14 protein-coding genes are annotated in these 15854 nt (G+C 70.6%); 7 read left to right on the forward strand and 7 right to left on the reverse strand.

Translation table 11 applies throughout. The annotated features are described in order from the left end of the window. Positions 1-5: 5 nt before the first annotated feature. The gene (locus GPZ80_RS22445) at positions 6-1838 is read right to left on the reverse strand and encodes an ABC transporter ATP-binding protein (RefSeq protein ID WP_246477350.1); all 1833 of its coding nucleotides are present in this window, start codon (positions 1836-1838) and stop codon (positions 6-8) included. A 174-nt stretch (positions 1839-2012) separates the two neighbouring features. Between GPZ80_RS22445 and GPZ80_RS22450 the strand changes: the two genes are divergently transcribed. Continuing rightward, positions 2013-3281 (forward strand): glycosyltransferase family 87 protein, encoded by a 1269-nt coding sequence (locus GPZ80_RS22450; protein ID WP_312880505.1) that lies wholly within the window; start codon positions 2013-2015, stop codon positions 3279-3281. Between the two features lie 32 nt (positions 3282-3313). Here GPZ80_RS22450 and GPZ80_RS22455 read toward each other — a convergent pair whose 3' ends face one another. Together GPZ80_RS22455 and GPZ80_RS22460 are read right to left on the reverse strand one after the other, a co-directional pair. Then, positions 3314-3523: a helix-turn-helix domain-containing protein gene (locus GPZ80_RS22455; RefSeq protein WP_091382460.1), complete on the reverse strand. Its 210-nt coding sequence runs from the start codon at positions 3521-3523 to the stop codon at positions 3314-3316. Between the two features lie 186 nt (positions 3524-3709). Then, entirely contained in the window at positions 3710-5338 is a 1629-nt protein-coding gene (locus GPZ80_RS22460; protein ID WP_187222973.1) for an ABC-F family ATP-binding cassette domain-containing protein, read from the reverse strand. Between the two features lie 176 nt (positions 5339-5514). Here GPZ80_RS22460 and GPZ80_RS22465 point away from each other — a divergent pair, with 176 nt between their 5' ends. Both GPZ80_RS22465 and GPZ80_RS22470 read left to right on the forward strand, forming a co-directional pair. Then, positions 5515-6285 (forward strand): SDR family oxidoreductase, encoded by a 771-nt coding sequence (locus GPZ80_RS22465; protein WP_187222974.1) that lies wholly within the window; start codon positions 5515-5517, stop codon positions 6283-6285. Positions 6286-6356: 71 nt separating this feature from the next. After that, a complete protein-coding gene (locus GPZ80_RS22470; protein WP_187223102.1) occupies positions 6357-6869 on the forward strand; it encodes a DinB family protein in 513 nt (170 codons plus the stop codon). Positions 6870-7369: 500 nt separating this feature from the next. Here the strand turns inward: GPZ80_RS22470 and GPZ80_RS22475 are convergent, their stop codons facing one another. The 4 genes from GPZ80_RS22475 to GPZ80_RS22490 are packed head-to-tail and all read right to left on the reverse strand — an operon-like array spanning position 7370 to position 10859. Next, positions 7370-7972, reverse strand: a complete 603-nt coding sequence (locus GPZ80_RS22475) for a hypothetical protein (RefSeq protein WP_187222975.1) — start codon at positions 7970-7972, stop codon at positions 7370-7372. 51 nt (positions 7973-8023) lie between these two features. After that, complete coding sequence (locus tag GPZ80_RS22480) at positions 8024-8695, reverse strand: acVLRF1 family peptidyl-tRNA hydrolase (protein ID WP_187222976.1); 672 nt, start codon at positions 8693-8695, stop codon at positions 8024-8026. A 4-nt stretch (positions 8696-8699) separates the two neighbouring features. Next, on the reverse strand, positions 8700-10256 hold the full coding sequence (locus GPZ80_RS22485; protein ID WP_187222977.1) for a deoxyguanosinetriphosphate triphosphohydrolase family protein: 1557 nt from the start codon (positions 10254-10256) through the stop codon (positions 8700-8702). A 36-nt stretch (positions 10257-10292) separates the two neighbouring features. Further along, the gene (locus tag GPZ80_RS22490; protein ID WP_187222978.1) at positions 10293-10859 is read right to left on the reverse strand and encodes a helix-turn-helix domain-containing protein; all 567 of its coding nucleotides are present in this window, start codon (positions 10857-10859) and stop codon (positions 10293-10295) included. A 77-nt stretch (positions 10860-10936) separates the two neighbouring features. Here GPZ80_RS22490 and GPZ80_RS22495 point away from each other — a divergent pair, with 77 nt between their 5' ends. From GPZ80_RS22495 to GPZ80_RS22510, 4 genes are all read left to right on the forward strand, one after another. Next, the gene (locus GPZ80_RS22495; protein ID WP_187222979.1) at positions 10937-11827 is read left to right on the forward strand and encodes an NAD(P)/FAD-dependent oxidoreductase; all 891 of its coding nucleotides are present in this window, start codon (positions 10937-10939) and stop codon (positions 11825-11827) included. After that, positions 11824-12654: a class I SAM-dependent methyltransferase gene (locus tag GPZ80_RS22500; protein ID WP_187222980.1), complete on the forward strand. Its 831-nt coding sequence runs from the start codon at positions 11824-11826 to the stop codon at positions 12652-12654. Before GPZ80_RS22495 ends, GPZ80_RS22500 begins: the two co-directional genes overlap by 4 nt. Positions 12655-12822: 168 nt before the next feature. Then, positions 12823-13938: a lycopene cyclase family protein gene (locus GPZ80_RS22505; protein ID WP_187222981.1), complete on the forward strand. Its 1116-nt coding sequence runs from the start codon at positions 12823-12825 to the stop codon at positions 13936-13938. 155 nt (positions 13939-14093) lie between these two features. Further along, entirely contained in the window at positions 14094-15842 is a 1749-nt protein-coding gene (locus tag GPZ80_RS22510) for an EAL domain-containing protein (protein ID WP_246477371.1), read from the forward strand. The last annotated feature ends 12 nt before the right edge of the window (positions 15843-15854 follow it).

Raw genomic sequence — 15854 nt, forward strand, 5'->3', positions numbered from 1 at the left:
GATAGCTACGCCACGGCGTCCTGTTCGGCGAACTGGGTTCGGTACAGGTCCGCATACCGCCCATCCCGAGTGAGCAGCTCATCATGCGAACCACGTTCGACGATCTGGCCCGCCTCGACCACCAGGATCTGATCAGCGGCGCGGATCGTCGACAACCGGTGGGCGATCACGATGGCTGTGCGACCCTCCAACGCGGTGGCCAACGCCTCCTGGACCGCGACTTCCGACTCCGAGTCCAGGTGCGCTGTCGCCTCGTCGAGGATGACCACGCGAGGTTGTGCCAGCAGCAGCCTGGCGATCGTCAGTCGTTGCCGTTCGCCACCGGAGAGGCGGTACCCGCGCTCCCCCACGACCGTCTCCAGCCCATCAGGCAGTGCGTCGATCAGCTTGCCCAACCGCGCCTGCCGCAGTGCCGACATGATGTCCGCGTCGGTCGCGTCGGGGGCCGCGTACGCCAGGTTGGCGCGGATCGTGTCGTGGAACAGGTGGCCGTCCTGGGTGACCACGCCGACGGTGTCGCGCAGTGCGTCGAAGGACAGGTCGCGGACATCCACACCCGAGAGCCGGACCGCGCCCGAGTCGACGTCATAGAGTCTCGGCACCAGCGAGGCGATGGTCGACTTGCCCGCGCCGGAGGACCCGACCAAGGCGATCATCTTCCCGGGCTCGGCCACGAACGAAACACCGTGCAGCACTTCCTCCCCACCGCGCTGATCCAATACCGCGACCTCCTCCAGGGAAGCCAGCGACACCTTGTCCGCGGCCGGGTACGCGAACCGCACCGAGTCGAATTCGACCGAGACCGCGCCCGTGGGCACCGGGCGCGGGTTGGGCTTCTCGGAGATCATCGGCGGCAGGTCGAGGACCTCGAAGACGCGCTCGAACGAGACAAGCGCTGTCATCACGTCCACGCGCACGTTCGCCAGGGCGGTCAGCGGGCCGTAGAGGCGGGTCAGCAGCAGGGCCAGGGCGACGACCGTGCCGGGCGCGAGGTCGCCCTTGAGCGCCAGGTAGCCGCCGAGGCCGTAGACGAGGGCCTGGGCGAGCGCCGACACCAGCTGCAGGCTGGTCATGAACCAGCGCGCCGCCATGGCGGTGCGGACCCCGATGTCGCGGACGCGGCCCGCGCGCTCGCCGAACTCGACGGCTTCGACGTCGGGGCGGCCGAACAGCTTGACCAGGGTGGCGCCGGGCGCGGAGAACCGCTCGGTCATCTGGGTGGTCATCGACGCGTTCAACGTGGACGACTCGCGCTGCAGGTCGGCCATGTGCCTGCCGACGCGGCGGGCGGGCAGGACGAACACCGGCAGCAGGATCAGCGCCAGCAGCGTGACCTGCCAGGACAGGGTCATCATCACGCCGAGCGAGAGCACCAGGCCGATCACGTTGCTGACCAGGCCGGAAAGTGTGGAGGTGAACGCGCGCTGGGCGCCCATCACATCGTTGTTGAGCCTGCTCACCAACGCGCCCGTGCGGGTCCGGGTGAAGAACGCGACCGGCATGCGCTGCACATGTTCGAACACCGCGCGCCGCAGGTCGTAGATCAGGCCCTCACCGATGCGGGCGGACTGCCACCGCTCGGCGACCCCCAGGACCGCGCCCATGATGGCCAGCGCGGCGATGCCGACGGCCAGCCACACCACCACGGACACGTCGTCGCGGCCGACGATCGCGTCGACGACCTTGCCCGCGAGCAGCGGGGAGGTCACCCCCAGCACCGCCGAGACGACGGTCAGGAGCAAGAAGACGATCAGCCGCGGCCGGTGCCTGCGGCTGAAGGTGAAGACGCGCCGGATGGTGCCCTTGCGCAGCCCCTTGGGCAGGTCGGTCGAACGCATCGAGCGCGCCATGCCTCTCATCATCGAGTTGTCCACGCGCACCCCCTCTCTTGATACAGCTCTCGTACAACACGCGGAACGGGCTGGAACTTCCCGCCCACGTGGGTGGTGGTCGCGATCACGCCGGTAGCCTGCCCTGCGACGGTGACAGAAACGTGGGCGATGGGGGGCTCGGTGCGTGCTGCGCTGCGGCTCGATCTGCTGATCTACGCAGGCGGTGCCGTCGCCGCAGGAGTCACCTCGGTCGCGTCGGAGTTCTATGGGTATCGCGTCTGGGGCAATTTCGCGACAGTCGGCTACCTGGCCGCCGCGGCGCTCACCCTGGCGGCGCCGACACGGCGCAAGATCCCGGTGGTCGTCGCGGCCGTGGGCGCGATCCTGGTGCCGCTGCTGTTCCTCGTGTTCAAGCGCGCGCCGTCGTTCACCTGGGGGCCGTGGCCGTGGTCGTTCCCCGCGCAGCCCGAGGTGTGGGTGGTCGAACGCGCCGCGCGGAACCTGTTCACGCACGGCACGCCGTACACAGACCTGGCCACGCTGGGCCGGGTCGCGCATCCCGACGACTACACGCCCTATGGGCCCGCGATGTCGGTGTTCGGCATGCCGCGGGCACTGTTCGGCGACCACCCGCTGACCGACGCGCGGGTGATGTTCCTGCTGGGCAGCGCCGCGGCGCTCTGGGCGGCGTGGCACGTGCTGCACCGACCGCCGGTCCCCGTGCGGGCCATGCACCTGGTGGCGAACCCGCTCACCGCGCTGACGCTGTGCGTCGCGGGTGATGACGTGGCGGTGATCGCGCTGATCGTGCTCGCGGGCGCGCTCGCCTACCGCGTGCGCCCGGTGTGGAGCGGCGCCGTGTGCGCGGTGATGGTCGCCATGAAGTTGACCGCCCTGCCCGCCACCGCGGTGATCGGCATCGGGGTGCTCGCCGTGTGCGGCGGTCGGGCGCTGGCCCGGTTCCTCGGCTCACTGGTGGGCGTGGGCGCGTTGATCACCGTGCCCGTCCTGGCCGCCGACCCGGCGTCCTTCGTCGAGCACGTGGTCAAGTTCCCGATCGGCCTCGGGCAGGCGTCGTCGCCGGCGTCCAGCCCGCTGCCCGGCCACCTGATCGCCGGGCTCGGCCCGGTGGGTCACACGGTGGCCCTCGTCCTGTTGGGACTGGCCGCCGCGGTGATCACGGGTTGGCTGGTGGTGCGTCCGCCGCTGTCGATGGCGGACGCGATGACGCGCGTCGCGGTGGGGCTCGGTGCGGCGATCGTGTTGGCACCCGCCACGAGGTGGGGTTATCTGGTGTACCCCGTGGCCTTGCTGGGTGCCGCGCTCGCCTTCGCCCGTCCGGCCGACCCGGGCCAGGAGTCCACCGCGGACACCGGACCCGACGTCGAGGCCGGTCTGTCGACCGGTCCCGGTGTCGGCACAACACCGCAACCATCCGGCCTCGGATAAACAGTCTCAGCCGGACGGACGCGCGGCGCTCGCTACTTCTTCTTCGTTCGCGTCGCTCCGCCGCGCCCGCGGAGGGTCACGCCGGACTCCGACAGGACTCGGTGAACGAATCCGTAGGAACGTCCGGTGCTTTCCGCGAGCGCTCGGATGCTGGCGCCCTTCTCGTACTTCTTCTTCAAGTCGCCGGCAAGTTTGTCGCGCGTGGCACCAGTGATCCGCGCGCCTTTCTTGAGGTCAGCCACGTTGTCCGCCTTCCGTCGCGAGTGGTCGGGGCCTTGAAGACCCCTACCGCCGCAATGATCGAACACGGAAGCGCGGATTGCCAGACGAGATGACAAAAAGGTGTGCGACAACGCTGATCACCGCAGATACCCGCTTCGGGACACAGGGTGATCTTCGAATACAAGATCCCTGCGTAATGCCATATTTCAGGCGAGCTGAACGAGTTCGAGATAGTCCGGAGACCAGTGATCCTCAGTCCCGTCAGGGAGAAGGATCACCCTCTCGGGTTCCAGTGCCTCGACCGCTCCGGGGTCGTGGGTGACCAGGACGACGGCGCCGGAGTAGCGGCGCAGGGCGTCGAGGACCTGTTCGCGGCTCGCTGGGTCGAGGTTGTTTGTCGGCTCGTCGAGCAGCAGCACGTTCGCCCGGCTGGAGACCAGGCCTGCGAGCGCGAGGCGCGTCTTCTCACCGCCGGAGAGCGTTCCGGCGGGCTGGTCGAGCTGCTCGCCGCTGAACAGGAACGTGCCGAGCAGCGAGCGCAGCTGCTGTTCCTGGGTGTCGGGCGCGGCGTGGCGGATGTTGGACCACACGCTGGCGTCGTGGTCGAGGGTCTCGTGTTCCTGGGCGTAGTAGCCCAGGCGCAGGCCATGACCAGCGATGACGCCACCCGAGTCGGCCTTCTCCATGCCGCCGAGCAGGCGCAGCAGGGTGGTCTTGCCCGCGCCGTTGAGGCCGAGCACGACGACCCGTGATCCCTTGTCGATCGCCAGGTCGACGCCGGTGAAGATCTCCAGCGATCCGTAGGACTTGCTCAGCCCCTCGGCCATCAGCGGCGTCTTGCCGCAGGGGGCGGGTTCCGGGAAGCGGATCTTGGCGACCTTGTCGCTCTGGCGGACCTCGTCGAGGCCTGCGACGAGCTTCTCGGCGCGCTTCATCATGTTCTGCGCGGCGACGGCCTTGGTGGCCTTCGCGCGCATCTTGTCGGCCTGCGCCATGAGGGCGCCTGCCTTCTTCTCCGCGTTGGCACGCTCGCGCCTGCGGCGCTTCTCGTCGGCGGCGCGCGCGTCGAGGTAGCGCTGCCAGCCCATGTTGTAGAGGTCGACCTCGCCGCGCACGGCGTCGAGGAACCAGACCTTGTTGACCACGTCGGCGAGGAGATCGACATCGTGGCTGATGACCACCAGGCCGCCGCTGTGGCCCTTGAGGAACCCGCGCAGCCAGGCGATGGAGTCGGCGTCGAGGTGGTTGGTGGGCTCGTCGATCAGCAGGATCGTGCCGGAGCCGCCGCCCGCGCCGGACTCGGACGCGGCGAACAGGATGCGCGCCAACTCCACCCGACGGCGCTGACCGCCGGAGAGCGTGGCGAGGGGCTGGGCGAGCACGCGGTCGGCCAGGCCCAGGTTGGAGCAGATGCGGGCCGCCTCGCTCTCGGCGGCGTACCCGCCGAGGCTGGAGAAGCGCTCCTCGAGCCTGCCGTACTTGCGGACCGCGGAGTCGCGCTTGGCCTCGTCGACCAGCTCGGCCATCGAGGTCTGCGCCTTCTCCATCTCGCGAAGCAACTCGTCGAGTCCGCGCGCGGAGAGGACACGGTCGCGGGCGATGACGGACAGGTCGCCTTCGCGTGGGTCCTGCGGGAGGTAGCCGATCTCACCGGTGCGCCGGACGTCGCCGCCATAGGGCTCGCCTTCGCCGGCGAGGACACGCAGCGTGGTCGTCTTGCCCGCTCCGTTGCGGCCGACAAGGCCGATCCGGTCGCCCGGCTGGATGCGCAGGGTGGCGTCGGAGAGCAGGATGCGCGAGCCCGCGCGCAGTTCCAAGTCAGTAGCGGTGATCACGTGAAAGCTCCATCGATCAGGTTGTTGGCATGGCAGGGGTCATCCGCTCACCCGCCGCGGCGGACGAGCCCTCCCGCACATCAGTCGATGAAGAGCACGGGCCCAGTCTACGAGACGGCGTCGACCGGGTCCCGTCCGCACTCGAACCTAAGCGCTCGCTTAGCTATCGTGCAGCCATGACTGACGGTGAATTCGCGGGAAAGACCGCCCTGGTGACCGGGGCCAGCCGAGGCATCGGACTGGCCATCGCCATCGAACTCGCGCGCGGCGGCGCCGCCGTGGCCATCTCGGCCCGCAAGCAGGAGGCGCTCGACGCGGCGGCAGAGGAGATCCGCGCCGCGGCGCCCGGGGCCTCGGTGCTGGCCGTGGCCGCCAACACGAGCTCGGCGGACGACCGCGCGGCGGTGGTCGCGCGGACGATCTCGGAGCTGGGCGGGCTGGACATCCTGGTCAACAACACGGGCATCAACCCGGTGTACGGCGCGCTCGTCGACGCCGATCTCGACGCCGTGCGGAAGATCTTCGACACCAACGTGGTCGGCGCGCTGGGGTTCATCCAGCTCGCGGTGAAGTCGTGGATGGGCGAGCACGGCGGCTCGGTGATCAACATCGCGTCGGTGGCCGGGTTGCGTTCGACCGGGGTGATCGCGGCCTACGGGGCCAGCAAGGCGGCGCTCATCCGGCTCACGGAGGAACTGGCGTGGCAGCTGGGCCCGAAGATCCGGGTGAACGCGGTCGCACCGGGTGTGGTGAAGACCCGCTTCGCGGAGGCCCTGTACGCCGAGGGCGAGGAGAAGGCGGCCGAGGCGTACCCGATGAAGCGACTCGGGGTGCCCGAGGACGTGGCGGGCCTGGTGACGTTCCTCGCGTCGGACCGGTCGGCCTGGATCACCGGTGAAACCATCCGCGTCGACGGCGGCCTGCTGGCGACGGGGACACTCGGATAGACGGTCTTCGGCCCCGCCGAAACTCCGATGCGGGTTTCGGCGGGCCTGAAGTATCGTCCGCCCCCACGCCGATCACCCCCGCCCGCCCCGCATACGACGCCGACGAACGCACCCAACTCGTCGGCTGGCTCGACATGCAGCGCGAGATCATTCGATGGAAGTGCCAGGGAGTGTCCGAGGAGGACGCTCACCGGTCGGTGCTTCCCACCTCACCCCTGATGACCCTCGCGGGCGTCGTGTCACATCTGCGATGGGTCGAGCACTGTTGGTTCCAGGTCATGCTGAACGGCGAGTCCGCGCAGGGGAACCCGCAGTTCGACCAAGCCCTCCCGGACGACGCCGAGATGCTGGTCGACGCAATCCCGTTGGCACAACTGCTGGAAGAGTACGAACGCGAGTGCGAATCATCCAACAAGACCATCGCCGCATACGCGCTTGACGACATCGGCAGGAACCGCGATTTCAAGTCGGGTTCGGCGTCACTGCGATGGATCCTGCTTCACATGATCGAGGAAACCGCCCGCCACGCGGGCCACATGGACACGATCCGCGAGTTGGCGGACGGCACCAAGGGCTACTACTGATCACTTGAGGGACAGCGCTCCCGGTGCATCTCCCGACAACGCTTCTCCAGCTCCGAACGCGATCACTTTCACCGACCGCTTCCCCCAGCTCCGAACGCGGGTCACCTTCAGGGATGCGCCGACTTCCTTGCTCCGGACGGGGTCACCTGTAGGGATGCGTCTGCTCCCTGACTCAGGACTTGGGTCGCGTTCAGGGCTTCGCGATCAGCTTGCTGATCGCGAAGCGACGGCGCTTGCGCCGCCCTTGACAGCGATGATCGAGAATTAAAGTGGCCAAGACGAGGGAGCAGGGGAAGAGCAGGGATAAAGCCAAAGCCGCCAAGGCAACCAGCGTCCGGGCGACCGGCGTCCCGGCCCGGACGGACCGAGCCCCGGCGGCGCGCCCGCCGGTGGCGAGCGTGGCCCGGCCCAGTAAGGCCGTCCGGCGGGCGCCCGCCGTGGCGACCGCGCACCCGGGCGGTTCGGGCGGGTGGTGGCGCGTCGGGCTATTCGTCCTCCGATCAGCTTGAGGTTGTGGGGGCGGGTGCGGCTGGGGTGGGGGCGCTGGGCGGGGTGGGTGGGGTTGCCGGGTCGCCCGGGGGTCGGAAGTCGCCGGGGGTGTGCGTGCCGCCGCGGCGGTCGCCTCTGTCACCCCATGGGGCGTGGTCTCCGCGTGGGCCTCTGCCTGGGCCTGGACCCATGCGGTCTTCGCGGGCGAAGCCCGGGCCGCCTCGGCGGTGGTCGTCGCCTGCTTCGCCGATGAAGTAGCCGCCCACCCCTCCTGCGACGAGCAAGCCCGCCCCGACAAGACCCGCGATCAGGAGACTCACCGTTCGCTTCGGTTTCGCGGGCGCCGCGGCGGCGACCGGGGCGCCCGGCCGCGCTGCGACAGGCTCAGCGGGCGATGCGGCCGCGGGTTGGGCGGCAACCGTTGGCTGGGCCGCAGCTTCGGGTTGAGCGGCGGCCTGGTCGGGCTGGGTGGCCGCAGTCTGGGCCACGTCAGACTGGTTCGGGTCGGGCAGGGCCGCGGTCGGTTGGGTGCCGGGGTCCGGCGGGGTGTTCGCGACGTCGGCTGCTTTGCCCGCGGCGCGGTCGTCCGGGTTCGGCCTGGGTGTGTCGGTCATACGTCCACTGTGCGCACCGAGTCTGTGTCCTGGCTGTGCGTCAGCTGGGAGTCAGCTGTCGCGCACGACTATCTCCACGGAGAAGGCGCGTTCCGCGGCGTCGTCCAGGACTGTGCGGCGGGGGTCGGGGACGTCGAGGATCCTGGGTTCGGCCAACGCGAACACCGGGGCCAGCGAACGCTGTGCGCGCAAGATGTCCAAAGCGCTCTTGTCGCCGCCCAGAACCACCGCGTCCAATTCGGACACTCGGCTGCCGAGCACCTCCGCCACATCCCGGGCAGCGGCCTCCATCGCCTGTCTGACTTGGCCTTCCCGTCGTCGGGCGAAGCGGTGCTGTGACCAGCCGCCCGCCGCGTTGCGGCCGTGGACTTGGCGGCGGCCAGTGCGCGACACGGTCACCTTCCCCGCCTCCGCGACCCCAAGGCTGTGACCACCCAGCCGGACCAGCAGCAACCCGACCTTGCGTGGGCGTTCGAGGTGCGTGATCAACAGATCGATCCGCAGCCCAGCCCACTCCCCCGGTTCGGTGTCGAGCGGCGCGAACGGTACCTCGACGGTCGCGGTGGCGCCGTCCACCGCCTCGACGACGATGGACTCGACGGTGGCCACCGTGCGGCTGACCCCGCCGTGGCGGCAGGCGAACCGGTCGTACCAGCCCGCGATCCGGTCGGCGGTGACCTCCACCGCCCGACCACCGCCGGCGACAGTTCGCGCTTTGCTCATGGGCTCAGAGTACGAAGGAGTCGGACCAGAACTGGCCGGTGCGCCCCGACAGCGCCTCCAACAGGTCCGAGGCCTGACCGTCGGTGAGGGACGCGACGAAGTCGATGACCGCGCGGCCGCGGGCCAGCGACAGGATGGCCGCCGGGCCTGACGGCTGCTCGCCCGCCGCGCCGACGAGGGTCCTCGGGTGGTCGGCGGCCAGCATCGTGTACTCGCCGTGGGCGAGTTCGACCAGGTCGTGGAGCCTGCGCGGGAGCCGGTCAGCCTCGTACCGGTCGCCCATCCACTGCTCCAGCGCCTCGACCAGCGACGTCAGCAGCCGCGCCTGTCCACGCTGGTAGAGGGCCAGATCGGGGCGCAGCAGGACGAACCGGCGGTGGACGAACTTGAGGACCTGCACCTCATGCCACTGCTCGCGGCCCAGCAACACGTGCCCCGACCGGGTCGGTGGGTCGGCCAGCACGTGCACACCGCCGACGAGCCGGGCGGTCCAGCCCGACGCGAAGCGGCCGAAGGCCTGTTCGGCGGCGACCGAGCCGTCGAACGGGACCGACAGCAGATCGTCGACCAGTTCGTCGCGCACCCGCGACACGGCGGCGGCGAAGACCTCGTCGTCGACCATCCACGAGTCGCGCGCGTGCAGGCGGCGACGCAGCGCCTCCAGGGACTGGCCGGGCCTGCGGTGGTGCTCGGCCAGTTCTTCGTCGTCGAAGGCGGCGAACTCGGCGCGGTCGGACTCCCACTGCCCCAGTTCCGCCGACACCGGCGCGTGCTGCAGGACGCCGATGCGGTGGAAGTCCTCAAGGTCGTGGATCGCGTAGGCGATGTCGTCGGCGTTGTCCATGACCGAGGACTCGACGGTCTGCTGCCAGGTCTCGACCCGCTTGTCGAACGACGTGCGGCACTGGGTGAGGTCGTCGAGTTCGGTGACATAGGCGGAGAACTTGCTCGACCCGGTGCCGGGCGCGTCCTTCGGCTCGGCCGCGCCGCGCGGCGGGTCGGACATCTCGCGCGGGTGCGGCGAGGGGTGGGTCAGGCGCGTCCACGGGTACTTGAGCGTCGCGGCACGCACGGCCGCGGTGAGGTCGAGACCGGCCGCACGAGGGCCTCGGGTGTCTGTGGTGGTGATGATCCGGAAGCTCTGCGCGTTGCCCTCAAACCCGTCGGGCAGGCCGAACCGGTGCCGGGCCAGCCGGTCGAGGACCTGCTCGCCGAGGTGGCCGAACGGCGGGTGTCCGAGGTCGTGGGCAAGGGACGCCGCCTCGACGACGTCGGGGTCGCAGCCGCCGAGGTCCTCGAGCAGCGGCGCGAGTTCGGGGTCGGAGATCAGCCGCTCCGCGATGGCCCGTGCGATCTGGGCGACCTTGAGGCTGTGCGTGAGCCGGTTGTGCAGCAACGCGGACCCGCTGGCGCTGACCACCTGCGTGACCCCGCCCAGCCGGGCGAAGAACGGTGAGGCGACGATCCGGTCGCGGTCTCCGCGGAACGGCGTCGCGGCTAGGTCGACCGGACCGGGCCCGGCGTCGCGGCGGGACTCACGGTGGCGGAGGTGATCTGGCATGGACCGAGGCTAATGGCTTGCCCCGCGGTCGGCGGGCTACTTGCCACGGGGACTCGCCCGGACGTGCATGCGTTCGCCTTGCGGGCCGAACAGGCTGAGGATCTCGACGGGCGCGTCGCCGGTGCTGCCGAACCAGTGCGGCAGCCGGGTGTCGAACTCGGCGGCCTCACCCACCTTGAGCACGATGTCGTGCTCGGCGAGGACGAGGCGCAACCTGCCGTTGAGCACGTAGAGCCACTCGTAGCCCTCGTGGGTCCGCGGGTCGGGCTCTTTGCGGCTGGGCGAGATGACCATCTTGTACGCCTGCAGGCCGCCGGGCTGCTGGGTGAGCGCAACCACCGTCGAGTCGCCGTGCCGAACCGGCTTGAGCCGCACCCGCGGGTCGCCGACCGGGGGCGCGCCGACCAGTTCGTCGAGCGGCACCTGGTGGGCGTGGGCGATGGGCAGCAGCAGTTCCAGGCTCGGTTTGCGCTGCCCGGACTCCAGCCGCGACAGCGTGCTGACCGAGATCCCGGTCTTCTCCGAGAGCGCGGCCAGGGTGCAGTCGCGCTGGTTGCGGATGCGCTTGAGCCGGGGTCCGACCTCGGCCAGTACTTCTTCCATCTCTCTATTGCAGAAACAGCAACAAGGTTTGTCAAGTCCGCCCGGGACGGCGCACTCTTGGTGACAAGGAGGTGCTCATGGAAGAAGTAGTGGTCATCGGAGGTGGCGCGGGCGGGCTCAACGCCGCGCTGGTGCTGGCCAGGGCCCGACGCCAGGTCATGGTCGTCGACTCTGGCGCGCCGCGGAACGCGCCCGCTCAGGGAGTCCACGGCTTCCTCACCCGCGACGGCATGCCACCCGCGGAGCTGGTGGCGGCGGGCCGGGCGGAGGTCGAACGGTACGGCGGACGGATGGTGTCGAGCGAGGTCCGCGCGCTGCGGGCCGCGGGCGACGGCTTCGAGGTCGAACTGGCCGACTGGACGGTCCGCACGCAGCGGGTGATCGTGGCGACCGGCCTGCGCGACGAGCTGCCCGAGTTGCCAGGACTGCGGGAGCGGTGGGGCAAGGACGTGCTGCACTGCCCGTACTGCCACGGGTGGGAGGTGCGCGGTGAGCCGGTCGGGGTGCTCGGCACGCGGCCGGAGTCGGTGCACCAGGCCGTCCTGGTGCGCCAGTGGTCCGACGACGTCGTGTTCTTCGCCGACACGCTTGACGAGCCGGGTCGAGCGCGGTTGACCGCGCGCGGAGTCCGGATCGTCGATGGCCGGGTCGAGGGGGTGGTGGTCGCCGGTGACCGGCTGCGCGGGGTGCGGCTGGCGGACGGGTCGGTGGTGGAGCGGTCCGCTCTGTTCGTCGCGCCGGCATTCGTCCCCAACGACGCGCTGCTGACCGGGCTGGGCTGCGCCCGAGTGGACGGCTGGGTCGCGGTGGACCCGAGTGGTCGGACCAGCGTCCCCGGCGTGTGGGCGGTGGGCAACGTGGTGGACCCGAGGGCGCAGGTGGTGACGGCCGCCGCGGCCGGAGCGACGGCGGCGGCCGCGGTGAACATGGACCTGATCGAGGAAGAACTGCTGGAGGGCGCGCGATGACGCACATGGACTGGGCCGCGATGGCCGACATGCTGGAACTGGAAGGCGAAACCCACAGCCCCTATGTGCGCCAGGCACTCGACGAGCTCCGCGATTCGCGCCCCCGGCGGATCCTCGACATCGGCAGCGGCCCGGGCGTCGCGGCGTGCCGCATGGCGGAGGTCTTTCCGGACGCGGAAGTGACAGCGGTGGACGGATCACCGGAACTGCTGCAGCGCGCGGAGAAGCGCGCCGCTCGACTCGGTGTGTCCCTGCGGACGCGGGTGGCGTCCTTCCCGGAAGGGCTGGCCGACCTCGGGCGGGCGGATCTTGTGTGGTCCGGACAGGTCGTGCACCACGTCGGTGATCAGCAGGACGCCCTGAACCGGCTGGCCGGGCTGCTCGAACCGGGCGGTGTCCTGGCCGTCGTCGAGGGCGAGTTGCCCGCGCGTTCGCTGCCGCGTGACCTGGGTTTCGGCAGGCCGGGCCTACAGGCTCGGATGGACGCGACCCGGGAGGAGCGGTTCAGCCAGATGCGGTCGGAGCTGCCCGGGTCGGTGCGGGTGGTGGAGGACTGGCCTTCGATGCTGCGTGCGGCCGGCCTCATCTCGGTGCGCTCCAAGAGCTTCCTCGTGGATCACCCGGCGCCGCTGGCCGAGGGCCCGCGGGCTTCGGTCGCCCGGTACCTGGGGCAGCGCCGCACCATGCTCGACGGCACCCTGGACGCCGAAGACCTCGCCACCCTCGACCGCCTGCTCGACCCCACCGACCCGGAAGGCGTGGCCCTCCGCCCCGACCTCTTCCTCCTCACCGCCAAAACCGTCCACTACGCCCACCTCCCCGCCTAACCCACCCCCACCCGCGAGTCCAACGTTCAGAATAACGAGTCCAACATTCAGAACATCCCCAGTTCCAGTTCGACATGACGTGAGATGGCAGTCGGATGTTCTGAATGTTGGACTCGTTGTTCTGAACGTTGGACTCGCGGGTTGTGGGGAACGTGGTGGGATCGGGGGATGGACGTCGTGGTTGTGGGGGCGGGGCCTGCGGGGTGGGCGGTCGCCCATCACTGTGCGGGGCTGGGGTTGCGGACGGCGCTGGTGGACCCGGATCCGTATGCGCCCTGGGCGGCGACCTACGGGGTTTGGGACGACCAGTGCGCGTTCCTCCCACCCGGCGCGCAGGTCACCCGGGCGACCGCCGTGCGCGCCGCCGGTCGCCGGCTCGACCGCGGGTATTGCGTGCTGCACAACGAAACCGTGCTCGCCGGGTTCGCCAAGTCCGACGTCACGATCTTCGCCGGGCGGGCGCTGGGGGCCGAACACGGCCCGCAGGGCTCCACGGTCACCCTGGACGACCACCGGCGCGTCGCCTGCGCGGTCGTCGTCGACGCCTCAGGCGGTCGACGGGTCCTGACCGGAGGCCTCCAGCGAGGGCCCCGGACCGAGCAGACGGCGTTCGGCGTGGTCGTCCCCGCCAAGGCCGCCGCCGCCTTCGTGGCGCCCGGGGAAGCGGTGTTCATGGACGACTGGATCACCGACGGCGGCCTCGCCACCTTCCTCTACGCCGTGCCGCTGCCCGGTGGCCGGGTCCTGCTGGAGGAGACGAGCCTCGCCGCCCGGCCGGGGGTCGCCCGCGACGTGCTGGCCTCCCGACTCCGGTCGCGGGGCGTCACGCTGACCGACGAGACCGAGTGGGTGCGGTTCGCCCTCGACCTCGGGCCGCCGCGCGGCGGCGACGCGGTCGCGTTCGGGGCCGCGGGCGGGATGATCCACCCGGCAACCGGGTACAGCCTCGGCGACGCCCTCACCGTCGCACCCCAGGTCGCCGCTGCGATCGCCGGAGCCCTGCCCGAAGGACCGGCCAAGGCGAGGGCCGCCGCCCGCGCCACCGTCTGGCCGCCCGCCGCCCGAGTCGTCCACGGGCTGCGGGCGCGCGGCCTGTGCACCCTGACCGCGCTTCCCGCCGAGCGGTTCCCGGCGTTCTTCGACACCTTCTTCGCGCTGCCCGCCGACCTTCGCGACGCCTACCTCACCGGCCGCGACGACATGCGCGGGACGACCGCGGCGATGGCGGCCATGTTTCGAGACGTTCCGTGGAGAATTCGCAGAACCATGGCAATACTGCGGTAATCATTCCCAACGCCGAATTCGCATGATTGGGGCTTTCGGGTCGCGTGTGTGTCCACCGCTCCCCCAATGGTCGTGACGTGGACCACAGGCAAGTGAACAACTGGTGACCTCCGACCACAACAAGGCCTGGAACAGGCATTATGACGCCCGTGACCATGGTTCAGGACGTCAGTTTCGCGTTCCAGCCGTTGCTCAGCACCCGTACCGGTGAGCCCGTCGCGGTGGAGGCACTCGCGCGGCCGAAATCCGGCGGAATCTACGACCTGCTCCGAAAAGCCGGGAAATCCGGCCGCCTGGTCGAAACCGACATCACCCTCGCGAGCCGCGCCGTGCTGGCCGCCGCGCGCCACGACGTCGCCGTGCCGCTGCACGTGAACATCCTCGCCGTGACCGCGACGCAAGCCGAGGAGCTGATCGCCGCGCTGCGTCCGGCGCTCAAGGAGACCGGCAGGCACCAGACCGAGGTGGTCCTGGAGATCAGCCCGCCGTTCAGCCAGGTGCACCGCGCCGAGCTGCTGCGCGGACTCGACCAACTGCGCGAGGTCGGCTACCGCATCGCGTTCGACTCGGTCGGCGACGGCGACCTGCCGCTGTCCCTGCTCGCCGACGTCGCGCCCGACCTGGTCAAACTCGACGCGCACCTGATCGGCGGCCTGCCCGACGAGGCGACCAGCCTGGCGATCGTGGAGAGCCTCGCCCACTTCTGCTCGCGCACCGGCATCCGGCTCGCCGCGGTCGGCGTCGACAGCGAGGACCAGCTGCTCTGCCTCAACCGGCTCGGCGTGCGCCTCGCCCAGGGCGCCCTGCTGGCAGGGGAGACGGCGGACGCGACGACGCTGGTGCCCCTGCCGCGCCAGGTGGCCGACATCATCGAGCTCAACGCGACCAGCCGGACCGCCAACGAGGCCCCCGGCGTGCCGATGGTCGTCGACTTCCTGCGCCCCGCGACGACCCTGCCGGAGACGGTGACCGCCGAGGAGGTCCGCGACGCCCTCGCCGAGGCGCCGACGATCAACGGCGTCATCCTGGTCGACACCTACGGCAGGCCCACGTACTCGGTGGAGCGCAGCCGATTCCTGATCGCGGTGACCGGCCCCTACGGCCACGCCCTCAACGCGAAGAAGCCCGCCAGCAGGCACGCCGACGCGCCGCGGGTGATCCGGGCCGACGCGACCGGGCTGCAGTTGCTGGAGATGGTCGGCGACGCCGACTGGGAGCGCGCGGGCGACGACATCGTGGTGGTGGACAACCACCGGGTGTGCCTGGGCGTGGTCCGGCTGACCGAGGTCGTGCGCGGGGTCGCCGAGTCCAAGATCGAGCAGGCCGCCGCGCTGAACCCGGTGACGCGGCTGCCCGGCGCGGAGATCGTCGACCGCGAGATCGACCGCCGCATCCACAACAACGAGATGTTCGTCGTGGCCTGGCTCGACGTCGACTCGTTCAAGGCGGTCAACGACACCGTCGGGTTCGCCGCCGGCGACGACCTCATCCGCTCGATCGGCCGGGTCCTGGCCGACGCCGAGGCGGACCTGCCGGGCACCCGGGTCAGCCACGTCGGCGGCGACGACTTCCTGATCGTCACCGAGCTCGACGAGATCGCCACCCTCGCCACCCGCGTGGTCGACCAGACCTGGGTGACGGAGGGCATGGCGGTGACCGTGTCGCTGGCCTCGCTGGTCTGCGGCGTGCGCACGGTCGCGTCCTACCGCGAGGCCTCACGGCTGCTCGCCCCGCTGAAGAAGCAGGCCAAGGCGGTCGCCGGATCGAGCTGGGTGCTGACCCGGCCGGGCGCGGACCGCGTCGAGGTGCTGCGCGGTCGTCCCGGTGAGCGGCGAGGCCAGCACGCGATGCGGGTCGACCCGCAGGCCGACACCCGCTACCTCGCCGCCCACCAGGCGGTCTGATCAGGACACGCC

It is taken from the genome of Actinokineospora xionganensis, assembly GCF_014323725.1.
Taxonomy (GTDB): domain Bacteria; phylum Actinomycetota; class Actinomycetes; order Mycobacteriales; family Pseudonocardiaceae; genus Actinokineospora; species Actinokineospora xionganensis.

Coding starts and splice junctions, on each gene's coding strand:
- GPZ80_RS22510 (WP_246477371.1), top strand. CDS start 14,094: ATGGTTCAGGACGTCAGTTTCGCGTTCCAGCCGTTGCTCAGCACCCGT.
- GPZ80_RS22485 (WP_187222977.1), bottom strand. CDS start 10,256: ATGCCAGATCACCTCCGCCACCGTGAGTCCCGCCGCGACGCCGGGCCC.
- GPZ80_RS22475 (WP_187222975.1), bottom strand. CDS start 7,972: ATGACCGACACACCCAGGCCGAACCCGGACGACCGCGCCGCGGGCAAA.
- GPZ80_RS22505 (WP_187222981.1), top strand. CDS start 12,823: ATGGACGTCGTGGTTGTGGGGGCGGGGCCTGCGGGGTGGGCGGTCGCC.
- GPZ80_RS22500 (WP_187222980.1), top strand. CDS start 11,824: ATGACGCACATGGACTGGGCCGCGATGGCCGACATGCTGGAACTGGAA.
- GPZ80_RS22465 (WP_187222974.1), top strand. CDS start 5,515: ATGACTGACGGTGAATTCGCGGGAAAGACCGCCCTGGTGACCGGGGCC.
- GPZ80_RS22495 (WP_187222979.1), top strand. CDS start 10,937: ATGGAAGAAGTAGTGGTCATCGGAGGTGGCGCGGGCGGGCTCAACGCC.
- GPZ80_RS22490 (WP_187222978.1), bottom strand. CDS start 10,859: ATGGAAGAAGTACTGGCCGAGGTCGGACCCCGGCTCAAGCGCATCCGC.
- GPZ80_RS22445 (WP_246477350.1), bottom strand. CDS start 1,838: ATGCGTTCGACCGACCTGCCCAAGGGGCTGCGCAAGGGCACCATCCGG.
- GPZ80_RS22480 (WP_187222976.1), bottom strand. CDS start 8,695: ATGAGCAAAGCGCGAACTGTCGCCGGCGGTGGTCGGGCGGTGGAGGTC.